21 protein-coding genes and 1 other annotated feature are annotated in these 20,473 nt (G+C 43.1%); of the genes, 8 read left to right on the forward strand and 13 right to left on the reverse strand.

Features of this window, described 5'->3' with window-relative positions; genetic code table 11:
- Nucleotides 1-196 precede the first annotated feature (196 nt).
- Together AC6H04_RS04235 and AC6H04_RS04240 are read right to left on the reverse strand one after the other, a co-directional pair.
- On the reverse strand, nt 197-337 hold the full coding sequence (locus AC6H04_RS04235; RefSeq protein ID WP_098825352.1) for a hypothetical protein: 141 nt from the start codon (nt 335-337) through the stop codon (nt 197-199).
- A gap of 17 nt (nt 338-354) precedes the next feature.
- Nucleotides 355-609, reverse strand: a complete 255-nt coding sequence (locus tag AC6H04_RS04240; RefSeq protein ID WP_098825354.1) for a GlsB/YeaQ/YmgE family stress response membrane protein — start codon at nt 607-609, stop codon at nt 355-357.
- 214 nt (nt 610-823) lie between these two features.
- On the opposite strand from AC6H04_RS04240, the gene AC6H04_RS04245 reads away from it, so the two are divergent.
- From AC6H04_RS04245 to AC6H04_RS04255, 3 genes are all read left to right on the forward strand, one after another.
- Nucleotides 824-3,346, forward strand: a complete 2,523-nt coding sequence (locus AC6H04_RS04245; RefSeq protein WP_497570511.1) for an AAA family ATPase — start codon at nt 824-826, stop codon at nt 3,344-3,346.
- Nucleotides 3,347-3,646: 300 nt separating this feature from the next.
- Nucleotides 3,647-5,137: a ribosomal protection-like ABC-F family protein gene (gene abc-f / locus AC6H04_RS04250; protein ID WP_497570512.1), complete on the forward strand. Its 1,491-nt coding sequence runs from the start codon at nt 3,647-3,649 to the stop codon at nt 5,135-5,137.
- A 61-nt stretch (nt 5,138-5,198) separates the two neighbouring features.
- A complete protein-coding gene (locus AC6H04_RS04255; RefSeq protein WP_497570513.1) occupies nt 5,199-5,588 on the forward strand; it encodes an iron chaperone in 390 nt (129 codons plus the stop codon).
- A gap of 92 nt (nt 5,589-5,680) precedes the next feature.
- Here the strand turns inward: AC6H04_RS04255 and AC6H04_RS04260 are convergent, their stop codons facing one another.
- Nucleotides 5,681-6,232: a TetR/AcrR family transcriptional regulator gene (locus AC6H04_RS04260; protein ID WP_497570514.1), complete on the reverse strand. Its 552-nt coding sequence runs from the start codon at nt 6,230-6,232 to the stop codon at nt 5,681-5,683.
- Nucleotides 6,233-6,538: 306 nt separating this feature from the next.
- Here AC6H04_RS04260 and AC6H04_RS04265 point away from each other — a divergent pair, with 306 nt between their 5' ends.
- Together AC6H04_RS04265 and AC6H04_RS04270 are read left to right on the forward strand one after the other, a co-directional pair.
- On the forward strand, nt 6,539-7,366 hold the full coding sequence (locus AC6H04_RS04265; RefSeq protein WP_497570515.1) for an undecaprenyl-diphosphate phosphatase: 828 nt from the start codon (nt 6,539-6,541) through the stop codon (nt 7,364-7,366).
- A gap of 85 nt (nt 7,367-7,451) precedes the next feature.
- Entirely contained in the window at nt 7,452-7,847 is a 396-nt protein-coding gene (locus AC6H04_RS04270; RefSeq protein WP_497570516.1) for an iron-sulfur cluster biosynthesis family protein, read from the forward strand.
- 205 nt (nt 7,848-8,052) lie between these two features.
- On the opposite strand, the gene AC6H04_RS04275 is transcribed toward AC6H04_RS04270, so the two are convergent.
- From AC6H04_RS04275 to AC6H04_RS04290, 4 genes are all read right to left on the reverse strand, one after another.
- Complete coding sequence (locus tag AC6H04_RS04275) at nt 8,053-9,213, reverse strand: MalY/PatB family protein (RefSeq protein ID WP_497570517.1); 1,161 nt, start codon at nt 9,211-9,213, stop codon at nt 8,053-8,055.
- Nucleotides 9,210-10,061 (reverse strand): DUF3737 family protein, encoded by an 852-nt coding sequence (locus tag AC6H04_RS04280; protein WP_497570518.1) that lies wholly within the window; start codon nt 10,059-10,061, stop codon nt 9,210-9,212. Before AC6H04_RS04280 ends, AC6H04_RS04275 begins: the two co-directional genes overlap by 4 nt.
- 256 nt (nt 10,062-10,317) lie before the next feature.
- Nucleotides 10,318-10,692, reverse strand: coding sequence for a hypothetical protein (locus AC6H04_RS04285; protein ID WP_497570519.1), 375 nt, complete (start codon nt 10,690-10,692; stop codon nt 10,318-10,320).
- 22 nt (nt 10,693-10,714) lie between these two features.
- Nucleotides 10,715-11,545 (reverse strand): SDR family NAD(P)-dependent oxidoreductase, encoded by an 831-nt coding sequence (locus AC6H04_RS04290; RefSeq protein ID WP_497570520.1) that lies wholly within the window; start codon nt 11,543-11,545, stop codon nt 10,715-10,717.
- A gap of 250 nt (nt 11,546-11,795) precedes the next feature.
- Nucleotides 11,796-12,042 (forward strand) — a binding site (T-box leader).
- Nucleotides 12,043-12,099: 57 nt separating this feature from the next.
- Here AC6H04_RS04290 and asnA point away from each other — a divergent pair.
- On the forward strand, nt 12,100-13,107 hold the full coding sequence (gene asnA, locus AC6H04_RS04295; RefSeq protein ID WP_497570521.1) for an aspartate--ammonia ligase: 1,008 nt from the start codon (nt 12,100-12,102) through the stop codon (nt 13,105-13,107).
- A 550-nt stretch (nt 13,108-13,657) separates the two neighbouring features.
- Here the strand turns inward: asnA and AC6H04_RS04300 are convergent.
- A complete protein-coding gene (locus AC6H04_RS04300; RefSeq protein WP_497570522.1) occupies nt 13,658-13,822 on the reverse strand; it encodes a hypothetical protein in 165 nt (54 codons plus the stop codon).
- A gap of 199 nt (nt 13,823-14,021) precedes the next feature.
- Here AC6H04_RS04300 and AC6H04_RS04305 point away from each other — a divergent pair, with 199 nt between their 5' ends.
- Nucleotides 14,022-14,900: a hypothetical protein gene (locus AC6H04_RS04305; protein ID WP_497570523.1), complete on the forward strand. Its 879-nt coding sequence runs from the start codon at nt 14,022-14,024 to the stop codon at nt 14,898-14,900.
- A gap of 245 nt (nt 14,901-15,145) precedes the next feature.
- On the opposite strand, the gene arsC is transcribed toward AC6H04_RS04305, so the two are convergent.
- Entirely contained in the window at nt 15,146-15,556 is a 411-nt protein-coding gene (gene arsC / locus AC6H04_RS04310; RefSeq protein ID WP_497570524.1) for an arsenate reductase (thioredoxin), read from the reverse strand.
- A gap of 158 nt (nt 15,557-15,714) precedes the next feature.
- Complete coding sequence (locus AC6H04_RS04315; RefSeq protein ID WP_497570525.1) at nt 15,715-16,032, reverse strand: HesB/YadR/YfhF family protein; 318 nt, start codon at nt 16,030-16,032, stop codon at nt 15,715-15,717.
- 298 nt (nt 16,033-16,330) lie between these two features.
- On the opposite strand from AC6H04_RS04315, the gene AC6H04_RS04320 reads away from it, so the two are divergent.
- The gene (locus tag AC6H04_RS04320; protein WP_497570526.1) at nt 16,331-17,206 is read left to right on the forward strand and encodes a DMT family transporter; all 876 of its coding nucleotides are present in this window, start codon (nt 16,331-16,333) and stop codon (nt 17,204-17,206) included.
- Between the two features lie 180 nt (nt 17,207-17,386).
- Here AC6H04_RS04320 and AC6H04_RS04325 read toward each other — a convergent pair whose 3' ends face one another.
- The 3 genes from AC6H04_RS04325 to AC6H04_RS04335 all read right to left on the reverse strand — a co-directional run bounded on the left by AC6H04_RS04325 (nt 17,387) and on the right by AC6H04_RS04335 (nt 20,410).
- Nucleotides 17,387-18,757 (reverse strand): sugar porter family MFS transporter, encoded by a 1,371-nt coding sequence (locus AC6H04_RS04325; RefSeq protein WP_497570527.1) that lies wholly within the window; start codon nt 18,755-18,757, stop codon nt 17,387-17,389.
- A 168-nt stretch (nt 18,758-18,925) separates the two neighbouring features.
- On the reverse strand, nt 18,926-19,942 hold the full coding sequence (locus tag AC6H04_RS04330; protein WP_497570528.1) for an aldose epimerase family protein: 1,017 nt from the start codon (nt 19,940-19,942) through the stop codon (nt 18,926-18,928).
- 15 nt (nt 19,943-19,957) lie between these two features.
- The gene (locus AC6H04_RS04335; protein WP_497570529.1) at nt 19,958-20,410 is read right to left on the reverse strand and encodes an NUDIX hydrolase; all 453 of its coding nucleotides are present in this window, start codon (nt 20,408-20,410) and stop codon (nt 19,958-19,960) included.
- Nucleotides 20,411-20,473 lie beyond the last annotated feature (63 nt).

Consider the following 20,473-nt stretch of genomic DNA (forward strand, 5'->3'; position numbering starts at 1 on the left):
GCTCATTGTACAATGTAATCATTCTAATTTAAAGGGTAAATTAGAATTTTTCTAAATTTCTGACAAAGACGACTTTTAAGTTGCATTTTTAACTTTACTAAAAAACCTCGTTATAGCTTAATTTCACTTTTATTCTAACACCGAATTTTTTCAAAATAAAAAACCGCACTCGACAGGTGCGGTTTTTGAGTAGGCATTAACGGTGCAATTTCTTTTGCACCAGGTCACCAATGGAATCGACTTTTTTAGCCGCAAATACTGTTCCACCGACTAATACGCCGCCTACGATCAACGTGCTGGCAACCATGAATTTGAATACTGATTGAATAGCATCCATGACATCATCCGCCTTTCTTAAGCATCATCTTTACGCATTCCAAAGATTACAGAAACAATTACAACTAGGATAACGGCGCCGATAATCGAAGGGATCAAGGCCATTCCCGCTAAGCTTGGTCCCCAGGTACCGAGTAGTGCCTGGCCAAGCCATGCGCCGATCAAGCCGGCAACAATATTGGAAATCCAGCCCATTGCGGCACCGTGGTTAGTAATCGCGCCAGCAATTGCTCCGATAATAGCACCAACAATTAGTGACCATAATAAACCCATAGTAATTCCTCCTTATCGACTGAGTTGACCATCAATTTTCTATAGTCCCAGCATAGCAAATTTCACCGAGTGAACGCTACAAATATGATAATGATTTTTTTATATTAATTATTATTATTTATTTATATCTAACAACATGGTATCAGATATTTTAAACCAACCTAAATTTAAGTTAGAATAGAACCATTCAATTAAAAGAAAGTCAGGTGCTCATGTGACTCAACCAATTGATCATATTGAAGTTCGTGGCGGCAATGTCAATAATCTTAAAAATATCGATGTCGACATTCCGCTAAATCAGTTCGTAGCAATCTCTGGCCCTTCTGGATCGGGAAAAAGTTCCCTGGCAATGGGTATTCTCTACGCTGAGGGGTCTAGACGGTACCTAGACGCGCTCTCCACCTATACTCGGCGACGAATCGCTCAGAACAAAAAATCTCAAGTCCAGTCAGTAAAGCACATCCCGTCAGCGTTGGCACTGCGCCAGCGACCTAATATTCCTTCAGAACGATCGACGGTGGGCTCACTTACTGAAGCTTTTAACGTGGTTCGCTTGATCTTTTCACGGTTAGGCTCCGTGGTCTGCCCCAATGGTCACCGAATTTCCCCAACCATCGAAATCGCTCAGAAGATGGATTTATCTGGCGATGACATGGGCATGATTACCTGCCCAACTTGTGGTGCCCGGTTCATGGCTAACGGTGCTGAAGATTTCTCCTTCAACTCCACTGGCGCTTGTCCCACTTGCCACGGTCTAGGTGTCGTCCGGGAGCTGGATGAATCCAAGCTGATTGGCGATGAAAATCTGACCATTGACCAAGGCGTGGTGGGTTCATGGCACCTGCCCGGTCGTAACTTTATGCCAAAGGTAGTTGCAACTCTGGGTGTTCGCACCGATGTCCCTTACAAAGATCTCACAGACAAAGAAAAAAACATCGTGCTTCACGGTAAAAAGGAAACTCATCCGGTAAATATCAGTTCCGGCACTGGTCGAGTCTTTCACATGGATAACGCACTATATGAAAACGCCTATGCAGCAGTTGAAGATTCGTTGGAATCCGTTACCAGCGAACGGTCAATCGCAAGAATCAATCAGTTTTACCATTTTTCAACTTGCCCAACCTGCCACGGTTCCCGGTTAAACCCAGAGCGTTTAAAGCAGTTAGTTGGCGGTAAGAACATTGCTGAAGTGGCTGATATGCAGCTTAATGATTTGGCAAAATGGGAAGCTGACACTAAGGCAGCATTGCCTGACGATATGGCTTCGCTGGCTAAAATTCTGTTCACTGAATTGGATGATAATTTACGCCCGTTACTGGAACTTGGCCTAGAATATCTTAGCCTTTCGCGAAACGGTAACACGCTATCAACGGGTGAACTGCAACGTATTCAACTAGCTCGAACGCTGCGGACCGAAACCACCGGTGTACTCTATGTCTTGGATGAACCATCGATTGGTTTACACCCGGATAATATCAAGGGTCTGATCAACGTTTTTCGGCAACTAATTGCACAGGGCAACTCACTGGTGGTCGTGGATCATGAAGTCGATATTATTGCTGCTGCGGACTGGGTCATCGAAATTGGTCCGGGCTCTGGGGATGAAGGTGGTCAAGTGATTGCTCAGGGAACGCCGAAACAACTCGTCGACAATCCCCAGTCACTCATTGGCCCGTTTATCTCCGGTCATTCTGCTATTCTGCAAACTAAACATGGTGCTAAGAATCCTACCGGTAAAGCTACCCACATAAAAATCAATCATCATTTCAACCTACACCACGTTGATGCCACTTTCCCAGACAACCAGGTCACAGCAATCACCGGCTTTTCCGGTGCCGGTAAAACTAGCCTGATTATCGATTCGCTTGTACCAGCCATTCAAGCACGTAAGAAACAACAGAAATTACCGAAACAAGTGAGTGAATTAACCACGGATTTACAGGATGTGGTCAGCGTGGATGCTAGTCCCGTGGGTAAAAATGCCCGCTCGACATTAGCCACCTACACCAATATCATGAATGCCCTCAGGCACATGTTCGCTAACTTACCAGAATCTAAGGCCAAGGGATACGGTATTGCTTACTTCTCTTACAATAATAAGCAAGGCGCTTGCCCCAACTGCGGCGGTCTGGGCAATATCACACTAGATATTCAATATTTACCAGACATGGAAGAGGTCTGTCCAGTTTGTCACGGTGCCCGCTATAAGGACGAAATCCAACAAATTAAATGGCACGGCTACTCCATCGTTGACCTACTAAATCTATCCGTTGAAGAAGCCATTCCGGTGTTCAAAGACGTGCCCAAGATTGAACACCAGCTTAAACAACTCAAAGAAGTTGGCCTGGCCTACCTTCACCTGGGTGAAAGCACCCCCACCCTATCTGGTGGTGAAGCGCAACGGCTAAAATTGGTCAGTCACCTTACTAAGAAACAAGCAGGAACCCTATTTGTCTTCGATGAACCTTCAATTGGTTTGCATCCGTTAGACGTCCAAACGCTCCTGCAAATCATCGACCGTTTGCGGATCAATGGTGCTACGATTCTCATTATCACTCACGATGTTGACCTGATGCTAAACGCCGATTATCTGATTGATATGGGTCCTCGTGGCGGTGCTGCCGGTGGGAAGATCGTTGCTGCCGGCGAGCCATTAAACTTAGTTAAACACCCTAACAGCTTAACCGTCCAATATTTGGCTAAACACTGGCAAAAATTTGGTAAACCGGAGAACTGACACTATTTTTTGAAAAAAATCAACTGATCACTAGTTGACACTCCTCCCCCAAACATGTTAGTTTAATGACACAAACAAAAAAGGAGGCTTCGCCCATTGAAGATCTAAGTCAACCGTTAGAACCTAGCACCGTGATTCCCAATACAGGGGGATACTGCGCAGTTCTGGCACTGACCTAGACCTTCTCTAGCGAGCCCAAACGCATTGATTGCTTTGCGTAAAGCACCTGGAGAATTGTTCTCAGGTGCTTTTTTGATGTCAAAAACTGTCACGGTGCCCGCAAAAAACTGGAGGACATCTATGTCGACAATTCAAATCACTCATTTAACCTTTGCCTATCCCGGGCAAACCAACCTATTCACCAACCAAGACTTAAACTTTGACAGTAGCTGGAAACTGGGACTCACCGGTCGTAACGGACGGGGAAAGACCACCCTGCTGAATCTTATCCGTGGAAAACTGACGGGTCAAGGCACCATCACTATGCCACTAACACCGCTGTATTTTCCGCAACCCGTTAAGGACGCTACTCAGGATGCCTGGGTAGTTGCTACTGAAACCAGCACCGCCGAGTTGTGGGAAATTCAGCGTGAGCTTTCCCTCATGCACACCGACGATGACCTACTTTACCGCCCATATGAAAGTCTGTCCGGCGGTGAACAAACGAAGGTCCTGCTGGCAGCCACTTTTGCTAGTCATACCGGTTTCCCACTATTGGACGAACCGACTAATCACCTGGATATCAGAGGACGAGACCAGATTGCTGACTATTTAAAGCACGTTCAGCAAGGCTTCATCGTCATTTCTCATGACCGGCACTTCCTAGATGTGGCCACGGATCACACCCTAACGATTGAAAAACAGCAGTTGGTTTTAACTCAGGGTAATTATTCAGCTTACGATCACGCTAAGCAACTGAAGGATCAGTCGGAGTATGCTGAACAGGCCAAGCTACGCCACGACATCGATCGCTTAAAACAGACCGCGGCCAATAAACGCCAATGGAGCCAATCTCGAGAAGGTGATAAATATGGTAATCCGCATAAAAAAGGTAGCGGTGCAGTCTATGACACTGGTTTTATCGGTGCCCGTTCCGCGCGAGTGATGCAAAAAGCTAAAAATTTGGAGCACCGTATGGATAAAGCTCTTACGGATAAGGAATCACTGTTAAAAAACGTGGAATTCATCGATCCGTTAACGATGAATTATCAACCTGATCATCACGAAACCTTGCTTTGGGTAAGAGACGTTCAGCTGAGTTATGGTGACCATCCGCTATTTAGTAAGCCCGTCAGCTTTGAATTAAACCGCGGCGACCGCCTAGCGCTAATTGGTCCAAATGGCAGTGGTAAGTCATCCTTGATTGCCGCTATTTTAGATCAGTTCAAGGGCGATATTACTGGTGAAATTCAACTCACTGAAACTGCCTCACGCAGTTTAGTTCGTCAACATTATCCGGATAATTTAGGCAATCTCAATACCTTTGCGGAAAAACGGCAACTGAGCTATCAAGATTTATTAAATAACTTAAAGAAGCTGGGCATGCCACGATCCGCGTTTAAAACACCGATTCAACAGCTATCAGCTGGTCAGCAAAAAAAGGTTGAATTAGCTGCTAGCTTAGCGACTCCAACCAGTCTTTATCTGTGGGATGAACCGCTAAACTACCTAGATGTGTTTAACCAGGAACAACTCAGCACCGTTATTCAAAGCGTTCAACCAACGATGTTAGTTACAGAACACGACCGCGATTTCATTGAGGCAATCAGTACCAAAGTCGTGACGCTGTGACGACGTTGCGTGTCTCAGCAAGAATCGCTATACTGAGAGAAAATTGCTTGGAAGTGACATTATGGCAAAATACAACACTTTAGACGACTATCTAGCTTCAATAACTAAACCGGAAAATGCTACACAACTCCGTGAGATGTTAGCCGATATTCAGGCTCAATATCCTCAACTTGAACTGCGGATCGCCTGGAACCAACCCATGTTCACCGACCACGATACCTTTATTATTGGCTTTTCGGCTGCCGCTAAAGATATGGCTGTCGCTGTAGAAGCGCCCATTTTCGAAAAGCATTTAGACCATATTAAAACACTGGGGTACCGTGCAACGAAACGCCAGTTCCACATTACCTGGGGCACCGCCATTGATCCAAAGTTATGCCATCATTTGATCGATGACGCTATCGAATTTAAACGGGACATGACCACCTTTTGGGCACCAAAGACAAAATAAGCAAAAAGAAACCTGATGTTCAGTCAACAACCGAACATCAGGTTTCTTTTTGCTTAAACAATTATTGAAAAACTCGTCAATTCAACGACCAATCATCTACTAGACTGATCAATACGTTCAACAACTTCAACTAGAAATGCCTTAACTCGCAAGCGGTCTCGCTGATTAGTCAAGTTAGCCTGTGATAACACGCCAAACACCCCTTCAAGTAAAAAAACACTTAACAGCATGGGATCATGGGCTCTTCTAATTTTGTAAATGACCGCCGGCGCAGACTCGCTTTCTGCCGTGATATGGGTCATCAGCCAATTCTGCAAAATCCGCTGAATTTCTGCATAGTGGCGACTGTTCGGATCGACTCTCAAATGAGATAACACATCATAATTATCCATGAAAAAGTCAGCAATTTCGGCTGCCGTATGTTCTTCTTGACCATCGTTCTGCCAGTTGTCTAATAACTTATCAAGAACGGCTTCGGACAAGTCAATTTTATCATGAAAATACCGATAAAATGTACTGCGCTTGATAAATGCTGCTTCGCAAATCTGAGTAACTTCAATGTCTTCAATCCGGTGAGTTTTTAATAAGGTCAGCATTGCCATCGTAATTTGATTACGCGTTCGCAAGCGTGCATATGAGACCATATTGAACCCCCCTTGGGTAGGTAAAAAAATATCCTCTTACTCTATTATGTAAATTTTATAACAAGCGACGTGCTGCTGTAAACGCAAATACTCCTTAATTCACCATTATATTGGAACATAAACTATCATATGCCGTCGAAACGTACATCAAATTAGTTATGTTCCTTTTATTAAAAAATATAAACAAGGCTATAAACAGTTTTTTATCATCTTTTACACCTTTTTTACACATTCCACGCGAGTAATTTACAACAATCCCGTACGCTTAGTCTAAACATAAAATCATAACGGAGGATGTTCACCATCGTGATTGAAATGATCAAAGCTATTATATTAGGAATCATCGAAGGAATCACAGAATTTCTACCGATTAGTTCTACGGGTCACCTCTATTTAGCAAATGAATTTGTCAAGCTTAAGGAATCAACAGCGTTTATTAACATGTTTATGGTTGTTATACAATTCGGTGCCATTATGGCAGTAATTTTCCTATATTTCAATAAATTAAATCCGTGGGCACACAGTAAAAACAAGCTGGAACAGCAGCAAACGTGGCTTCTATGGGGAAAAGTTATTCTAGCAGTTTTACCGTCTGTCATTATCGGCCTGCCACTAAACGACTGGATGGACGCTCATTTAACCAGTTGGCAAGTTATTTCAGCCACTCTAATCATCTACGGCATTTTATTTATCTTGATTGAACACTTTAATCAGCGCCGAGCCGCCACCTTCGTCAATCTCAACCAACTCCCTATAAGCGTCGCTGTTTTAATCGGTCTCTTTCAGGTCCTATCGCTAGTCCCCGGGACCTCTCGCTCAGGTGCCACCATTCTTGGTGCCATTCTGGTCGGCACTTCTAGATACGTTGCAACAGAATTCTCGTTCTTTCTTGCTATTCCAACCATGTTTGGTGCTTCACTTTTAAAAATGACGAAATATCTGATCCATGGTAACACCTTTACAAGCATGCAATTAGTGGTTCTATTTGCCGGCGTATTCGTTTCCTTTGTGGTGGCCTACCTAACCATCAAATTTCTCCTAAATTACATTCAGCACAACGATTTCAAGGCCTTTGGCTGGTACCGGATTGTTTTGGGAATCGCTGTAATGGCCTACTTTGAGCTTACAAACTAGTTATTGCTTTTGATAAATTAAACCGTGCACAATTGATTTTTCGTAACCACCGGGGTACACTGCTACTAAAAGGGAGTGCCATGAAATGAACAAAATTACGGTTACACCCGCAGTCGTTGACCGATTAAAGCAAAAACAGATCGCTACTAAAACCCTTCTGCTAATCACCGACGATGCTGGTGGTAAGTATTCGCTTCAGGGTGGTGCTTGCAGTATCGGCACCAAGTTTACGCTGGTGGTTTTGGATCAGCCTGATGATGACTATCGTGTACGATTAGCTAATAATGCCAATCTATCACTGTATACTTCCGACTATGACGTTTACTTCTTGGGTCAAGGATTAAAACTTGATTATCAAAAGGCCATGCTCAACTTAACTAACAACGGTCAGCTATTGGATAATAATGTCCAGATTGCGGATGGCAAGGAAATTCTGGCTGCTTTTAATCAGGGTATTTTTGCTAATTCGGGTAATTGTTAATTTAAAGAGTGTGAAAATAAGCGTTTAGAGCGTGGAGAAAAAGGCAGAGACAACGGAAATCCTGATTTTGGACTTCTGTTGCCTCTGCCTTATTTACAATTCTCTGCTTATTTGAGCACGTTTAAGAAAGCGCGTGCCCCAACGTTGTCTTTCAATCAAGAAACCAGCTGAAACTGTTATCACTATCACCTGATGTCACAGCCACTTATTTAACCGCTAAAATTCCTTGCTTTAACCGATTCAACCCGTCCATCAAACGTTCTTTAGGACAAGCCACGTTCATCCTGAGAAATTCGCGGCCATTGCCACCGTAGACTGTACCATCGGAGAGATACAGACCGGTTTCCTGACGAATAAACTGTTCCAACTTGTCAGCTGGCATGCCAACCTTGCTGGTATCTAGCCAAACCAGATAAGTTGCGTCACCTGACACAACCTTCACGCTAGGAATATTTTCAGCAACAAACTTCGCAACGGTTTGTTTGTTATCCTCAATATAAGCTCGTAAATCATGTACCCACTGATGCCCTTTAGTGTAGGCCGCAATGGTGGCTGGTACTGCAAACGAGTTGGGTTCTGCTAACTCATCCGTGTTCAGCCCACGATTAACCACCGCACGCAACGCTGCGTTTGGCACAATCACCGTAGCAGCATGCAGCGCAGCCACATTAAACGTCTTACTTGGTGAAACCGCAGTAACGCTATTTTGCTCATTCGTTTTATTTACAGATGCAAACGGGATATATCCTTTGTCAGGTGCGGTAATATCACCGTGAATTTCATCTGACAAAACGACCACGTGGTGCTTGGCAGCTAGCCCACCAATACGCGCCAAAGTTTCAGCCGACCAAATCATCCCAACTGGGTTATGCGGGTTGCATAAGATCATCAGTGTTGTTAAAGGTTCTGCCATCTTAGCTTCCAAATCATCCCAATCGATATGGTAAGTGTCCTGTTCATCTAACACGAGATCACTCGAAAGAACGTGACGGCCATTATTCAGAATTGAGTTGTAGAAAATATTATATACTGGCGCTTGAACCAAAACATTGTCCCCAACGTTGGTCAATCGTCTGACTGATGAGGAAATCGTGGGCACAACCCCAGTAGAAAAAATCATCCATTCCGTTTCAGGCCGCCAGTTATGCTCACTTTCATACCAGCTTTGAACAGCATTAAAGTAAGCTTGTGGCACTTCTTCATAGCCAAAAATTCCGTTTTGAGCTTTCTGCTGAATGGCTTCAACGATTGCTGGTAAGGTGCGGAAGTCCATGTCAGCCACCCACATCGGCAGCTCGTTATCTTTAACGTCCCACTTCACTGAATTGGTTTGACGCCGGTCAATTAATTCTGAAAAATCCGTCATGCCGTTTTCCTCCTGACGTTAATTTGAATCGCTGACTTATCAATGTCTGGGTCGTCAAGAATCACTTCGCCAATCGCGGGTGCGTTGATGACACCGTTCACGGGGTTCTTCACACTATCAATAGTGGTGATCACGTCAGCATTGACATCCGTACAATATTCAAATGCCAAGTCGGTGTTCACTAACGAACAGTTTTCCAACGTTAAATCATCAACGTAGCAAAGCCCCTGGTCGCTTTCAATCCAACAGTTCACAAACCGAATGTGCTTCGAGTTCCAAGCCAAGTATTCACCGACCAGCGTTGAATCATAAACCGTTACGTTGTCGCAATTCCAGAACGCATCGTGAGTTTCAAAAGTGGAGTTGTGAACCTCGATGTTTTTGCTGCCGTCAAACGCATAGTTACCGCTTAGCTTCAGGTGGTCAACCACAACGTTTTCGCAGTTCTTACCGAAATAATCACCCGTGGCAGTAATGTGGTCCACCTTAACGTCATTACACCACCACAGCGTTTCGGCAGCATCACTCATGGTAAGATTGGACAACTCTGCGTGTTCGATATGCCGGAACGTTTTGGTTGCTTCAATCATGACGTTATCCATTTTCAGGTTCTTGGTATACCAGATACCCGCGTGAGCGCCCACTTTCAAGGTACTTTGAGAAACGTTAATATTATTGGCATACCACAGGGGGTACTTCCATTTGAAAATATTATGTTCAATCGTTAAATTTTTACTGTGTTTTAACGGTGACTCACCGTTTTGAAACGTACTGTTTTTAATATTGAGATCATGAGCTTTAAATAATGCCCGTTCGCCTTCAAAAACTTCCTGATCAATTTCTTTCATAACCGTTACCTTCTCAATTCATGTCGTTTAGATATAGTTTAGTTTTAATCTTTTATGCTGTCTAACATTTGTCACTGTAAAAAACTTTTAAAACACGTACGTTTATAATACAACCTTCGAGTAGGTTTAATGCAAGAATAAAATTTACCTTCTTTAAAATGTTGAACCGTATTTAAAAATATAATAAAGTGTCCTGCAATCATCAGAAAAATTTTCAAACGACTGCACGGCACCATTTTAAAATAATTATTTATTCCTATCGACGTACTGTTTTGTACTTAGGTAAATACGGATAATTTATATGTTGAAAATAACCGTTATGCAAAGTTCCAAAAACTACATGAATTTTTACATACTTACTGCCATATGGTCTCAAGGTAATTTTATCCATTCCCTGAGCACCTGGATAACTCCAAATAATAGTTCTGGTATGAGTACGCGATTTCAATTTAGCATAGGGTAACTCACTAGAATATCCAGCCTTTCTAAGAATATGCTTGCCCTCTTTAAAAGAGATTGAACGGGCTGATGCTGTCACAGATTGGCCGGAAAAATTATTAACTGTAATGAATCCAACAAATAGAGCAATTACAAAAAGCATTAAACTTAAAACTCGTTTTCTAATTCTCAACGTACTTTTCTCCCTAATAATATTATTTATTCCGCGTCAACCGACTCACAATCAAGCTCATGCCCTCATGAAAAACTCCGGGATGATTTCGAGCAACTCGCGACAGCATTCTGTCTGCAAAACTGAAGTAATACCGACGCTTAGGATGTCGCTCCGTGGCTGCACGATAAAAGACTTTTGCCAGATCAGCCGAGGTCGCTTCAGAGGTATTCAGCATACCGCCCAGTAGTTTTTTTGTGCCTTCAGTTAGCGGTGTATACGGTGAATCTGGTTTTAAATTACTCAACGCATTATCCATGGCAATATCTAGCCAGGATGATTCCGTGCCACCAGGTGCAACGATCACTGAACGCAAACCAAACTGGCGAATTTCAGTATCCAGCACATCAGACCAGACATTTAGTCCACGTTTTGTGACGTAGTACCAACCGCCAAGGGGTGAGTAAACATCGCCGCCAATTGAAGAGTTGTTGACGATTCGACCGGAACCTTGCTGGCGCATTTGTGGCAGCACTAATTTAGTCAGTTCAGACGCACCAACCAGATTGGTCTCCAACTGTTTGTGAACTTTCTCCACACTCACTTCTTCCAGTGGACCAAATTCGCCATACCCAGCATTGTTTAACAACACATCCACACGCAGACTATCAGCCAAAGCATCCTTCACAAATTGTAGTCGTGAATCAGCATCTGTCACATCTAGAAACAATGGATGAATACCAGAACCAGTTGGAATTTTCTCAACTCGGCGAGCGCCGGCATAAACCTCCCAGCCGTGTTCCGCAAATAATTGCGTTGACGCATAACCCATACCACTTGATGCGCCCGTAATCAAAATCACCCGTTTAGTCATTTTCAGGTCCCCTTTTTTAGTGTCAATCAACTTATCGTTAAAGCAACTTTAAGCCGAAACGGTCTCAATTACAAGCAACGATACAGCCAGCCCAATTCTCCTTAAATGCGTAAATTCGCACAACCTTTAATATTATTTTTAAGTAACCTTTCTTCTACTTATGTGCTAATACTGATACATCAGCATTCTGAAAAAATTTAAAAAGCCTGTTTACAAATTATGAAAAGATGGTAAGATACTGATTAGAGATTAAAAGACGTAGGAAAGACGAGTAAGTTTAGTCGAACTGTCAGTGAGTTGGGAAATGGTGTGAACCCAATCAGTAATCGACTTTACCGAATAACACTTTCTTAGTTGCGGGCTGAACCACTTAGCAGTAAGCTTCGCCGTTACCGAAACGTTACCATCGGAGCGTATGTTAGTACGCGTATTGAGGTGGCTTATCTATGGATAGGCAACTTGGGTGGTACCGCGAAATGAAGTCTTTCGTCCCTTGGTTAAGGGATAAAAGGCTTCTTTTTTTATTCCAAATCTATTTTAGAGGAGCGAGTACCTTGCATTTAATTATTCCAAAGTCATACGAACCTAAATTAAGCGTTCGCGATACACAAGACGCCATTCGTTACATTCGGGAAACATTCCAGGATGAATTCCGTAAAGAATTGAACCTGTCACGGGTTTCAACCCCAATGTTTGTTGAAAAGAAGACTGGTTTAAACGATAACTTAAACGGTGTTGAAACACCTGTTTCATTTACCATGAAAGACATGGGCGACGAACAAATCGAAATCGTTCACTCATTGGCTAAATGGAAGCGAGTTGCTTTGAAGCGTTACGGTTTCAAGCTTCATGAAGGTCTTTACACCAACATGAACGCCATCCGTAAAGACGAAGATTTAGACAACTTCCACTCAGCTTACGTTGATCAATGGGACTGGGAAAAGGTCATCAGCAAGGACGAACGTAACGTGGAAACCTTGAAGAGTACTGTTCGTCAGATCTTCAAAGTCATCAAGCACATGGAACACGAAGTTTGGTACAAGTTCCCAGAATCTGTCTATCATTTACCAGATGAAATCCACTTCGTTACCACGCAGGAATTGGAAGACCGTTGGCCAGACAAGACCCCTATGGAACGTGAAGATTTGATTGCTAAAGAACTTCGCTGTGTCTTCATCATGAAGGTCGGTGGTGCTTTAAAGAGCGGCAAGAAGCATGATGGCCGGGCACCTGACTACGATGACTGGGAATTAAACGGCGATATCATCTTCTGGTACGAACCATTGGATCAAAAGATTGAAATCTCTAGCATGGGTATCCGGGTTGATGCCGAATCCATGAAGAAGCAATTAAAAATTGCTGGTGCAGAAGACCGTTTAAGCTTGCCATATCACAAGATGGTCTTGAACGAAGAAGTCCCATACACCATTGGTGGCGGGATTGGTCAATCACGTTTGTGCATGTTGCTGTTGGGTAAAGTTCACGTGGGTGAAGTGCAATCAGCATTGTGGCCACAAGATATGATTGATAAGTGTGAAGAAGCGGGGATTCATTTGTTGTAGAGTGCGGAAGCAAGCGGTTAGAGAGCGGAGTGTAAGACGCTTCTGGTATAAATCCCGAACTTGGATTTGTGCCAGAAGTGACTTACATGCAGCTCTCTGCTTGCTGGAGCACGTTTCAGCTACGTAATAGTAGAGTGCGGAAGCAGGCGGTTAGAGACTGGAGACTAAGCTGATTAGGGTAAAAATCACGGGTTTGGATTTATACCCTAATTGGCTTAGGTGCAAGTCTCTGCCTGCTGGAGCACGTTTCGACTATATAACATATTACTAAAACGCCAAAGGACCAAAGTCGCAAGTTGACTTTGGTCCTTTTATTTCCGTTCTGCCAACCCAATTCCTCGAAGCGGGGTCGCTCCGAAGCTAGCACCTGCGCTTCGCTTGGGGCGGATCTTCTCCGTCTCCGTAGTCGTAACCGAACTTAGAATCGTTCGCTAACGACTACTCGCACCACGAGAAATTAGTTTGACGCCACTATATTAACTTTTCACACTCAAACTAGATTATAAATAGAAGAAACTAATCATCATTGAGGTCATTTTTATGAGTCAGGTTAAACTTCAGGCGGCGTCTTACCGCACACCAGATAAGCGATTGTAAGACTGGAAGATAGAATGGCGACCCATTTTGGCAGCTCTGAACCAACTGGGTATCGTAAATCGTTACGAGTAATGAAGTTATATGACTGAAATTGGTGCTGATCATTTGATGTATTCACTGGATTATCCTACAATCATCCAGAAGGTGCTGCTAAAATGCTGCATTTAAGCTAAAAAAGGATGAACTAAAAGGGCGTCTGGCATCAGTCCAAACTGGTACTAGGCGTTTTTTAGGCTATGACTATCAATAACTGTTCGCAAAGTGTAAAATTATCAGAGATTTCACATGATATAATTAACTAAAGGAGGTGAAACTGTATGTCCATACCTAAAGCAACCATCATACTTGCGCTAACGATACTTGGTGTATTCAGTACTAGCCAATGCGTGCAAGGAAAGACGATCAGTCATCCACATCGAACGGTGGTCAACCCAGATACATACGGTAATAATGATGGCGGTTTTGCGACCAACTGGTACCGATTGAAAAGCGCGACCAATGTGACAGTGACCTATTCGTCTACTATGAATTCCAATGCGGTGAGAAAACACTTGGAACTACCAAAGGGCACCATCATTGGCGCACAGCGCTATCATCAACAAGTGGCATCTAAAAACGTTGCTTATACCTCTGGCTATATGACACCTAACATCAGCTATCATTTAAAATCACATTTAGTTAATTCAAAAGTCTATGGCTTCGGAGCAGTTTCGTTTAAATTACCAGCCAAAAAAGTACAGCAAATTGTGCGTCCCGCTTATGGCCTGCCTTACGGGAGTGGCACTTTATATTCCGGCGGTGTCGGTGCTATTAAGAGCCTTAACCGAAACGTTGATGCCATTAAAATATCGTCTGACGGCTATATTGAGACTTACCGTAATGATCCCAAAAAGTATCCTTCATTCTTCGGAACATTGGAGAGCCACTATCAATCTAAACCTAATGACTCACAGCGAATCATTCTCTCTGAGAAAACGAATGACACGGTTCATCTGTACTACGCTCACCATCTAGCTGGCGTCAACGACCAACGTGTCCGTCGATCCGGTAACCAGCAGTACCGGCTGACAATTATCAACCGACACACACCCTATCAATATAGCGACTCAGCTTATTCAAGGGGTAAAACAATAGCCAGTATCTATTCCGTAGGTGGCAGCAACTACTTTACCATCATCGGTTCTGGTGAAGAATAATTGATTCATCTAACAAGAGTGTGACACAACTCGGTAGATTCCAGAATTTAACACCCAAAAAACGTATTCCGACAAAGTTCGACGGAATACGTTTTTTGGGTGTTAAATGGCCGGAATCTGAGTTGTGGAGCCGTTTTAGACTAGATTAAAGTATTGAACAAAAACAAATTTTAAGTTGTCTTTCAGTCAAGAAACTAGATGAAACTCTTTTCAATATAGACTTGTGTCACACTCTCGCTACTTTCTTATTTAAATAATCCACTAGTTTCAATGCGTTGTCGAATCTCATCTCGCACCTCACGAAAGGCACGTAGCTTATCATCATCAGTACCAGTAGCTTGCGCTGGATCCGGTAATGGCCAATGGACGCGTCGCACACTCGCTGGCGTGACTGGGCAACGATCGCGCGCATCGCCGCAAAGTGTCACCACCACATCACACGTATTTAGATAATCAATATCAATTAATTTTGAATACTGCTGCGAAATATCGATACCAATTTCACTCATCACTTGAACCGCCATGGGGTTCAGACCATGGGTTTCAATACCCGCACTCTGAACCTCCCATTTTGCTCCAAGTAATGCCCGTCCGAAACCTTCCGCCATTTGACTACGACAGGAATTACCGGTACAAAGAAAGTAGACTTGCTTCATGGTTTCACCCCTCTGTTTTTTGTCTTCCTACAAATTATACAGAGAACCCTAACCAAGTACTAGGGCCAATTAAGTGTATCGATAACTAATAACATCTATCCATAAAAAAGCACTCAGCCCTTACTCAGCTGAGTGCTTTCTCTGTCCATCCTTAACTTCTACAATTCTCCGTTATCCGTCCATTCATACTGTACGTTATAAGGGTCCTTCTTAGAATCATAATCAACATCGAGATCATATCCCTTGAAGAACCAAAGGTCATCTTTTTCAATATAGAAGGTAACACCATCTTTTTCTACTTTAACACCAAAGTTATGCGGATCTAATTCCCGTGCCAAAGCAATTGAAAAACCGTCGTGAACCTTTGTGCGACCATATAATTTACCATAAAAACGAATCGCAGCTTTTTGAGCTGGGCTAACGTTCATTTCATTTTCAAACCACTTAGTTGCGGCATCGGTAATTTGTAATTTCATTGGGACATCCTCCTTGGATAACCTGTTCAAGTGCAAGTAAAGTACGTGTCATTCACACGTCAACGATAATATACCATACCCAAGCACCAGTGTTAAAAAATATACTTGTGTTTTATTTAATTTGTGCACAATTTATATGGTCTCTTCTTTCAAGCCACTGGTACCAGCTGTTTTCACGATACATCTTCAACTCATATCTGCACCTCTAGCACCCCCACATGAGAATACTCATACCATTGAATTCTCAATTAGTGTAAAATTATTACGATACAAAACTGATATTAAAGGATGTTTACATATGAATCGTCAACGCGCTTATTGGTTAATGTTCTTAGTCACCGCTTCTTGGGGCGCATCCTATATGTGGATGAAGATTGCGCTTATCAGCGTGGCACCGCTGTTTCTAGTCGGGTTACGTTTTACAGTGGCGTTTCTCGCAACCATTCTCGTTTTTGCGCGAATACTGAAACGGCCATCTCGTGGTGAAGTACTAGCCAGTTTTACTTTGGGTACACTACTGTTCTGTGCCTTCACATTTGTGATGATCAGCCTACAGCATACCGCCGCTTCCACAGCCGGTTTCCTGCTCAGCACCACCACCGTCTTTGTAGCGATTTTTGAAGCCATTCTCAAGAAGCGTTTTCCTCGTCTCAGTACAGTGATTACCACTATTATTGTCGTACTGGGTTTATACCTGTTGGTTGCCAACGGAGCGGGTTTAAAACTGGATTTCAACGCGCTATTGTGTGTGATTTGTGCGACTATCTACGCCGTTTACATTATTGCTTCCGATATTTTAGCTAAAAAGCACCTCGTAACTTTCAGCGTCAGCATTTGGCAACTGGGAGTGGCAGGTGTTGAAGGCTTAATCTTCGGTGGCTTAATGAACGGCATCACCCTACCCCGGTCCACTTCTCAATGGGGAGCTGTTTTAGCACTTGGCCTAATTTGCAGCGCCTTTGGTTTTGTCGCTCAAACGCAGGTTCAAAACTATTTGGCACCAGATACGGTAAGTTTGATTTATTCTCTCGAACCGATTTTCTCTGCCATTTTTGCGTTTTTCACCCTAGGCGAAGTATTGTCGCTGCAACAATATTTCGGTGCAGCCATTATTTTCTTGAGTGTGGTTGCCTCGGAAGTTGTTAAGGCGCGCTGGCCACGGACTGGAGAGTGAGTATTATTGCTTTTTTCAAAAGTTCTGAATAGTGTGAACGTTCAACACGAAAAGGGACTCCATTCCAGCTAATACTGAAATGAAGTCCTTTTTTGACATCTGATATTCTTTTAAATTACCAACTGTTTTTACCATTAACCAGACGCTTATTTCAAATTCCAGCTCTGATTCACAAAACCTTTAACTATTAGCGCGGTCTTTCCAAAAACGTTCAATTTGTTCCAAAGACTTACCCTTAGTTTCTGGAAGTACCCGCCAAATAAAGATGGCCGATAGCAACGTTACAGCTGTGTACAGCATAAAGGTCCAGCCCTCACCAATATTTTGCGTCAAAATTGGGAAGGTATAGCTCAAAGTAAAGTCACTCAACCAAAGCACGACGGTACAAATTGACATTGCGCGACCACGAATACGCGATGGAAAAATTTCTGAAATTAAAATCCATGTAACTGGTGCTAAAGAAATCGCGTATGACGCAATCGCTAGTAAAACAAATATCAACGTCAAGGTTGCTGAAGCACCGGTAAAGAAGCAAATGGCAACAATCAATAGGCAAATTGACATTGCTAGTGAGCCCCAGCCTAATAGCTGTTTCCGACCAACTCTGTCAACCAAGCCAAGTGACACGACCGTGATTACCATGTTGATCATCCCAATAGAAACGGTGGCCATAAAGGCACCATCTTGACCAAATCCAGCACCCTTAAAAATCTCTGGGGCATAATACATAATGGCGTTACTACCGGAAAATTGCTGGAATAAGGCTAATAACACACCGATAACGACGACTGGAAACCAGGTTTTATTAAACAAATCTCTGAAGCGAGAATCATCGATAATTTTATTAGCCTCTTGTATTTCAGTCAGTTCTGATTGCGCATCTTCTGAATTCCCTTCGACCTTCTTTAAAATACCCAGTGCTCGGTCTGCCTTACCATGCTGAGTCAGCCAACGGGGACTTTCGCCAGCAGGAATTAATGCAAGCAAGAACAGTGCAGATGGAATCACACCAATCCCCATCATCATGCGCCATCCTGTTGAAACGTTCCAAGCTTGAGTCGAGCCAGAAGCGATGGCTGCGTTAATAAAGTACACCACAAAAATACCAATCGTAATGGCGAGTTGATTCACCGAAACTAACTTGCCACGCACTTCAGCTGGTGCCATTTCAGCAATATACAGTGGCGTAATGAGTGATGTGAGCCCGATACCAACACCAGCAAGCATCCGCCAGATCACTAACGTTAAATAACTGCCGGCCAATGCAGCACCAATAGATGATGCAGCAAAAATAATGGCTGATAAAACAAGGATCTTTTTTCGACCAAAACGATCACTTAATACCCCCGCAATCGAAACGCCAATGGCACACCCAATTAAAATACAAGAGGTTACCCAACCAACAGCTACACTATCGAGGCCAAATTTGATCTGTAAGAAGCCGATAGCCCCAGAAATAACGGCTGTATCGTAACCAAACAATAATCCCCCTAGTGCAGCCGCACAAGAAATCAAAATAACATACGGTGTAAGACGCTTTTTCTTATCCATATTTCAAAACCTCCGCCCAAATATGACTACATATTAGATTAAAAGAACGTTCTATTTATGCTTAATCTAAGGATATAATGAAAACGCATACATAAAAATGTACTAATCAATTGCAAAGATGGACTATCTTGAAGTAAAGCCATTTATCTTTGTCGCCACCGTAACTTATTAATACTTAAACTGCCATTTAGTCCACGTGTCGAACTGTTCTCCTGGCATGAGAGTGATAGCCGTTAAATCGGTTCCCTCCGCAGGTGGCACCTGTGCTTCAAGGGTAATGCCATCATACTGGCCGATGTGTTTTGCAATCCCCGTATGATCAAAGTGATTGGCAGTATAAACCACTATCGACGGTGATTTCGTTGTCATGACCATCCTCCTCTTTTTATCAGGGGAGCTTAAGATAGCTGCTGGGTCATCACCTCGCAGCAAAAATGGATGATTTAAGCCGTGTTCCGCATCAATTTCTGGGTCATGACTATTGATGACAGTACCAACTGGTTTAGTGTTGCGGAAATCAAAAACACTTCCCTCCACTGACTTTCTGCCTTGAAAGGGTAAACTGTCCGCATCCAGTGGCAAATACGCATCACTATTGAGTTGAAGGTTAAGTCCTAACACATCGGATTCAGGTCCATTCAACCGGAAATAAACGTGATTGGTTGGGTTAAAAATAGTCAGTTTATCACTAACGGCTTTAATTCGGTAGGTCAACTGATTATCGTTATCCAATGTATAACTGACTTGCAACTTCAGATTACCCGGGTAGCCGTTGTTACCATCCGCGTCAAATAAGATAAACGTCACTGTGCTTTGATACTCATCAAAATAAGTTAAAAAATCGAACACTTGCGTATCCGTACCCGTTCCACCATGGATGTGATTTTGACCATCGTTTAACGGCAATTGCACAATATGGTTGCCATATTGCCACTGACCATGACGAATTCTACCAACGATTCGGCCCACTGTCCCACCTAAAAAGTTACGTGCCTTTGAGTAGTCTGCTGGCGAATCAAGCGACATAATGATGTTTTCCAAACCCTGTTCGGTTGGAATCAGGATCTTTTCGAGGGTTGCACCATAGTTTAATAATTTAACCTGCATACCCTGACTATTTTCCATCGTAATTTCACAATAATCGTGCTGGTGTTCACGTTGATACCGAAATACTTTTATTGACATGTCAATACCTCCTTTCTATAAATAATCCTGTTGAAGTACCGAAAACATCGTTGCATGTTGCTGGTTAAAAAAGGTTGGGGGCTGGTCTAAATCAAAGTATGCCAACTGAGTCGTTTCGTCTGTCGCCTGTTGTAATAGCCTGCCAGAGACATACTTTACCAGATAGAAACAGTTGATTGGCTGAACCTGATCCCCATTCGGGTAAGTGTAATGATTCTGATCCGACAGCTGTAATAATTGCAACGGCTCAACAGTCAGACCCGCATCCTCCTGAAATTCTCTAACCAAAGCTTCTTTAAAGCCCTCTCCAAAAGCTAAATATCCCCCGGGGAAACCCCAATTACCTGTATCTGTCCGTTCTTGGAGCAACACTTGCTGGTGTTGATTAAACAAAGCGCCTGATGCAGAATTTAAAATCAGTGGCCGATGTCCGACTAATGCACGCAACTCCTTAATATAACTTGGCATATTACGTTTGCCCCCTAAATATTCGCCGACAACAATCAGCGTCTCTTTCAAACAACCATTCCA

This window comes from Secundilactobacillus sp. MJ173, assembly GCF_059704265.1.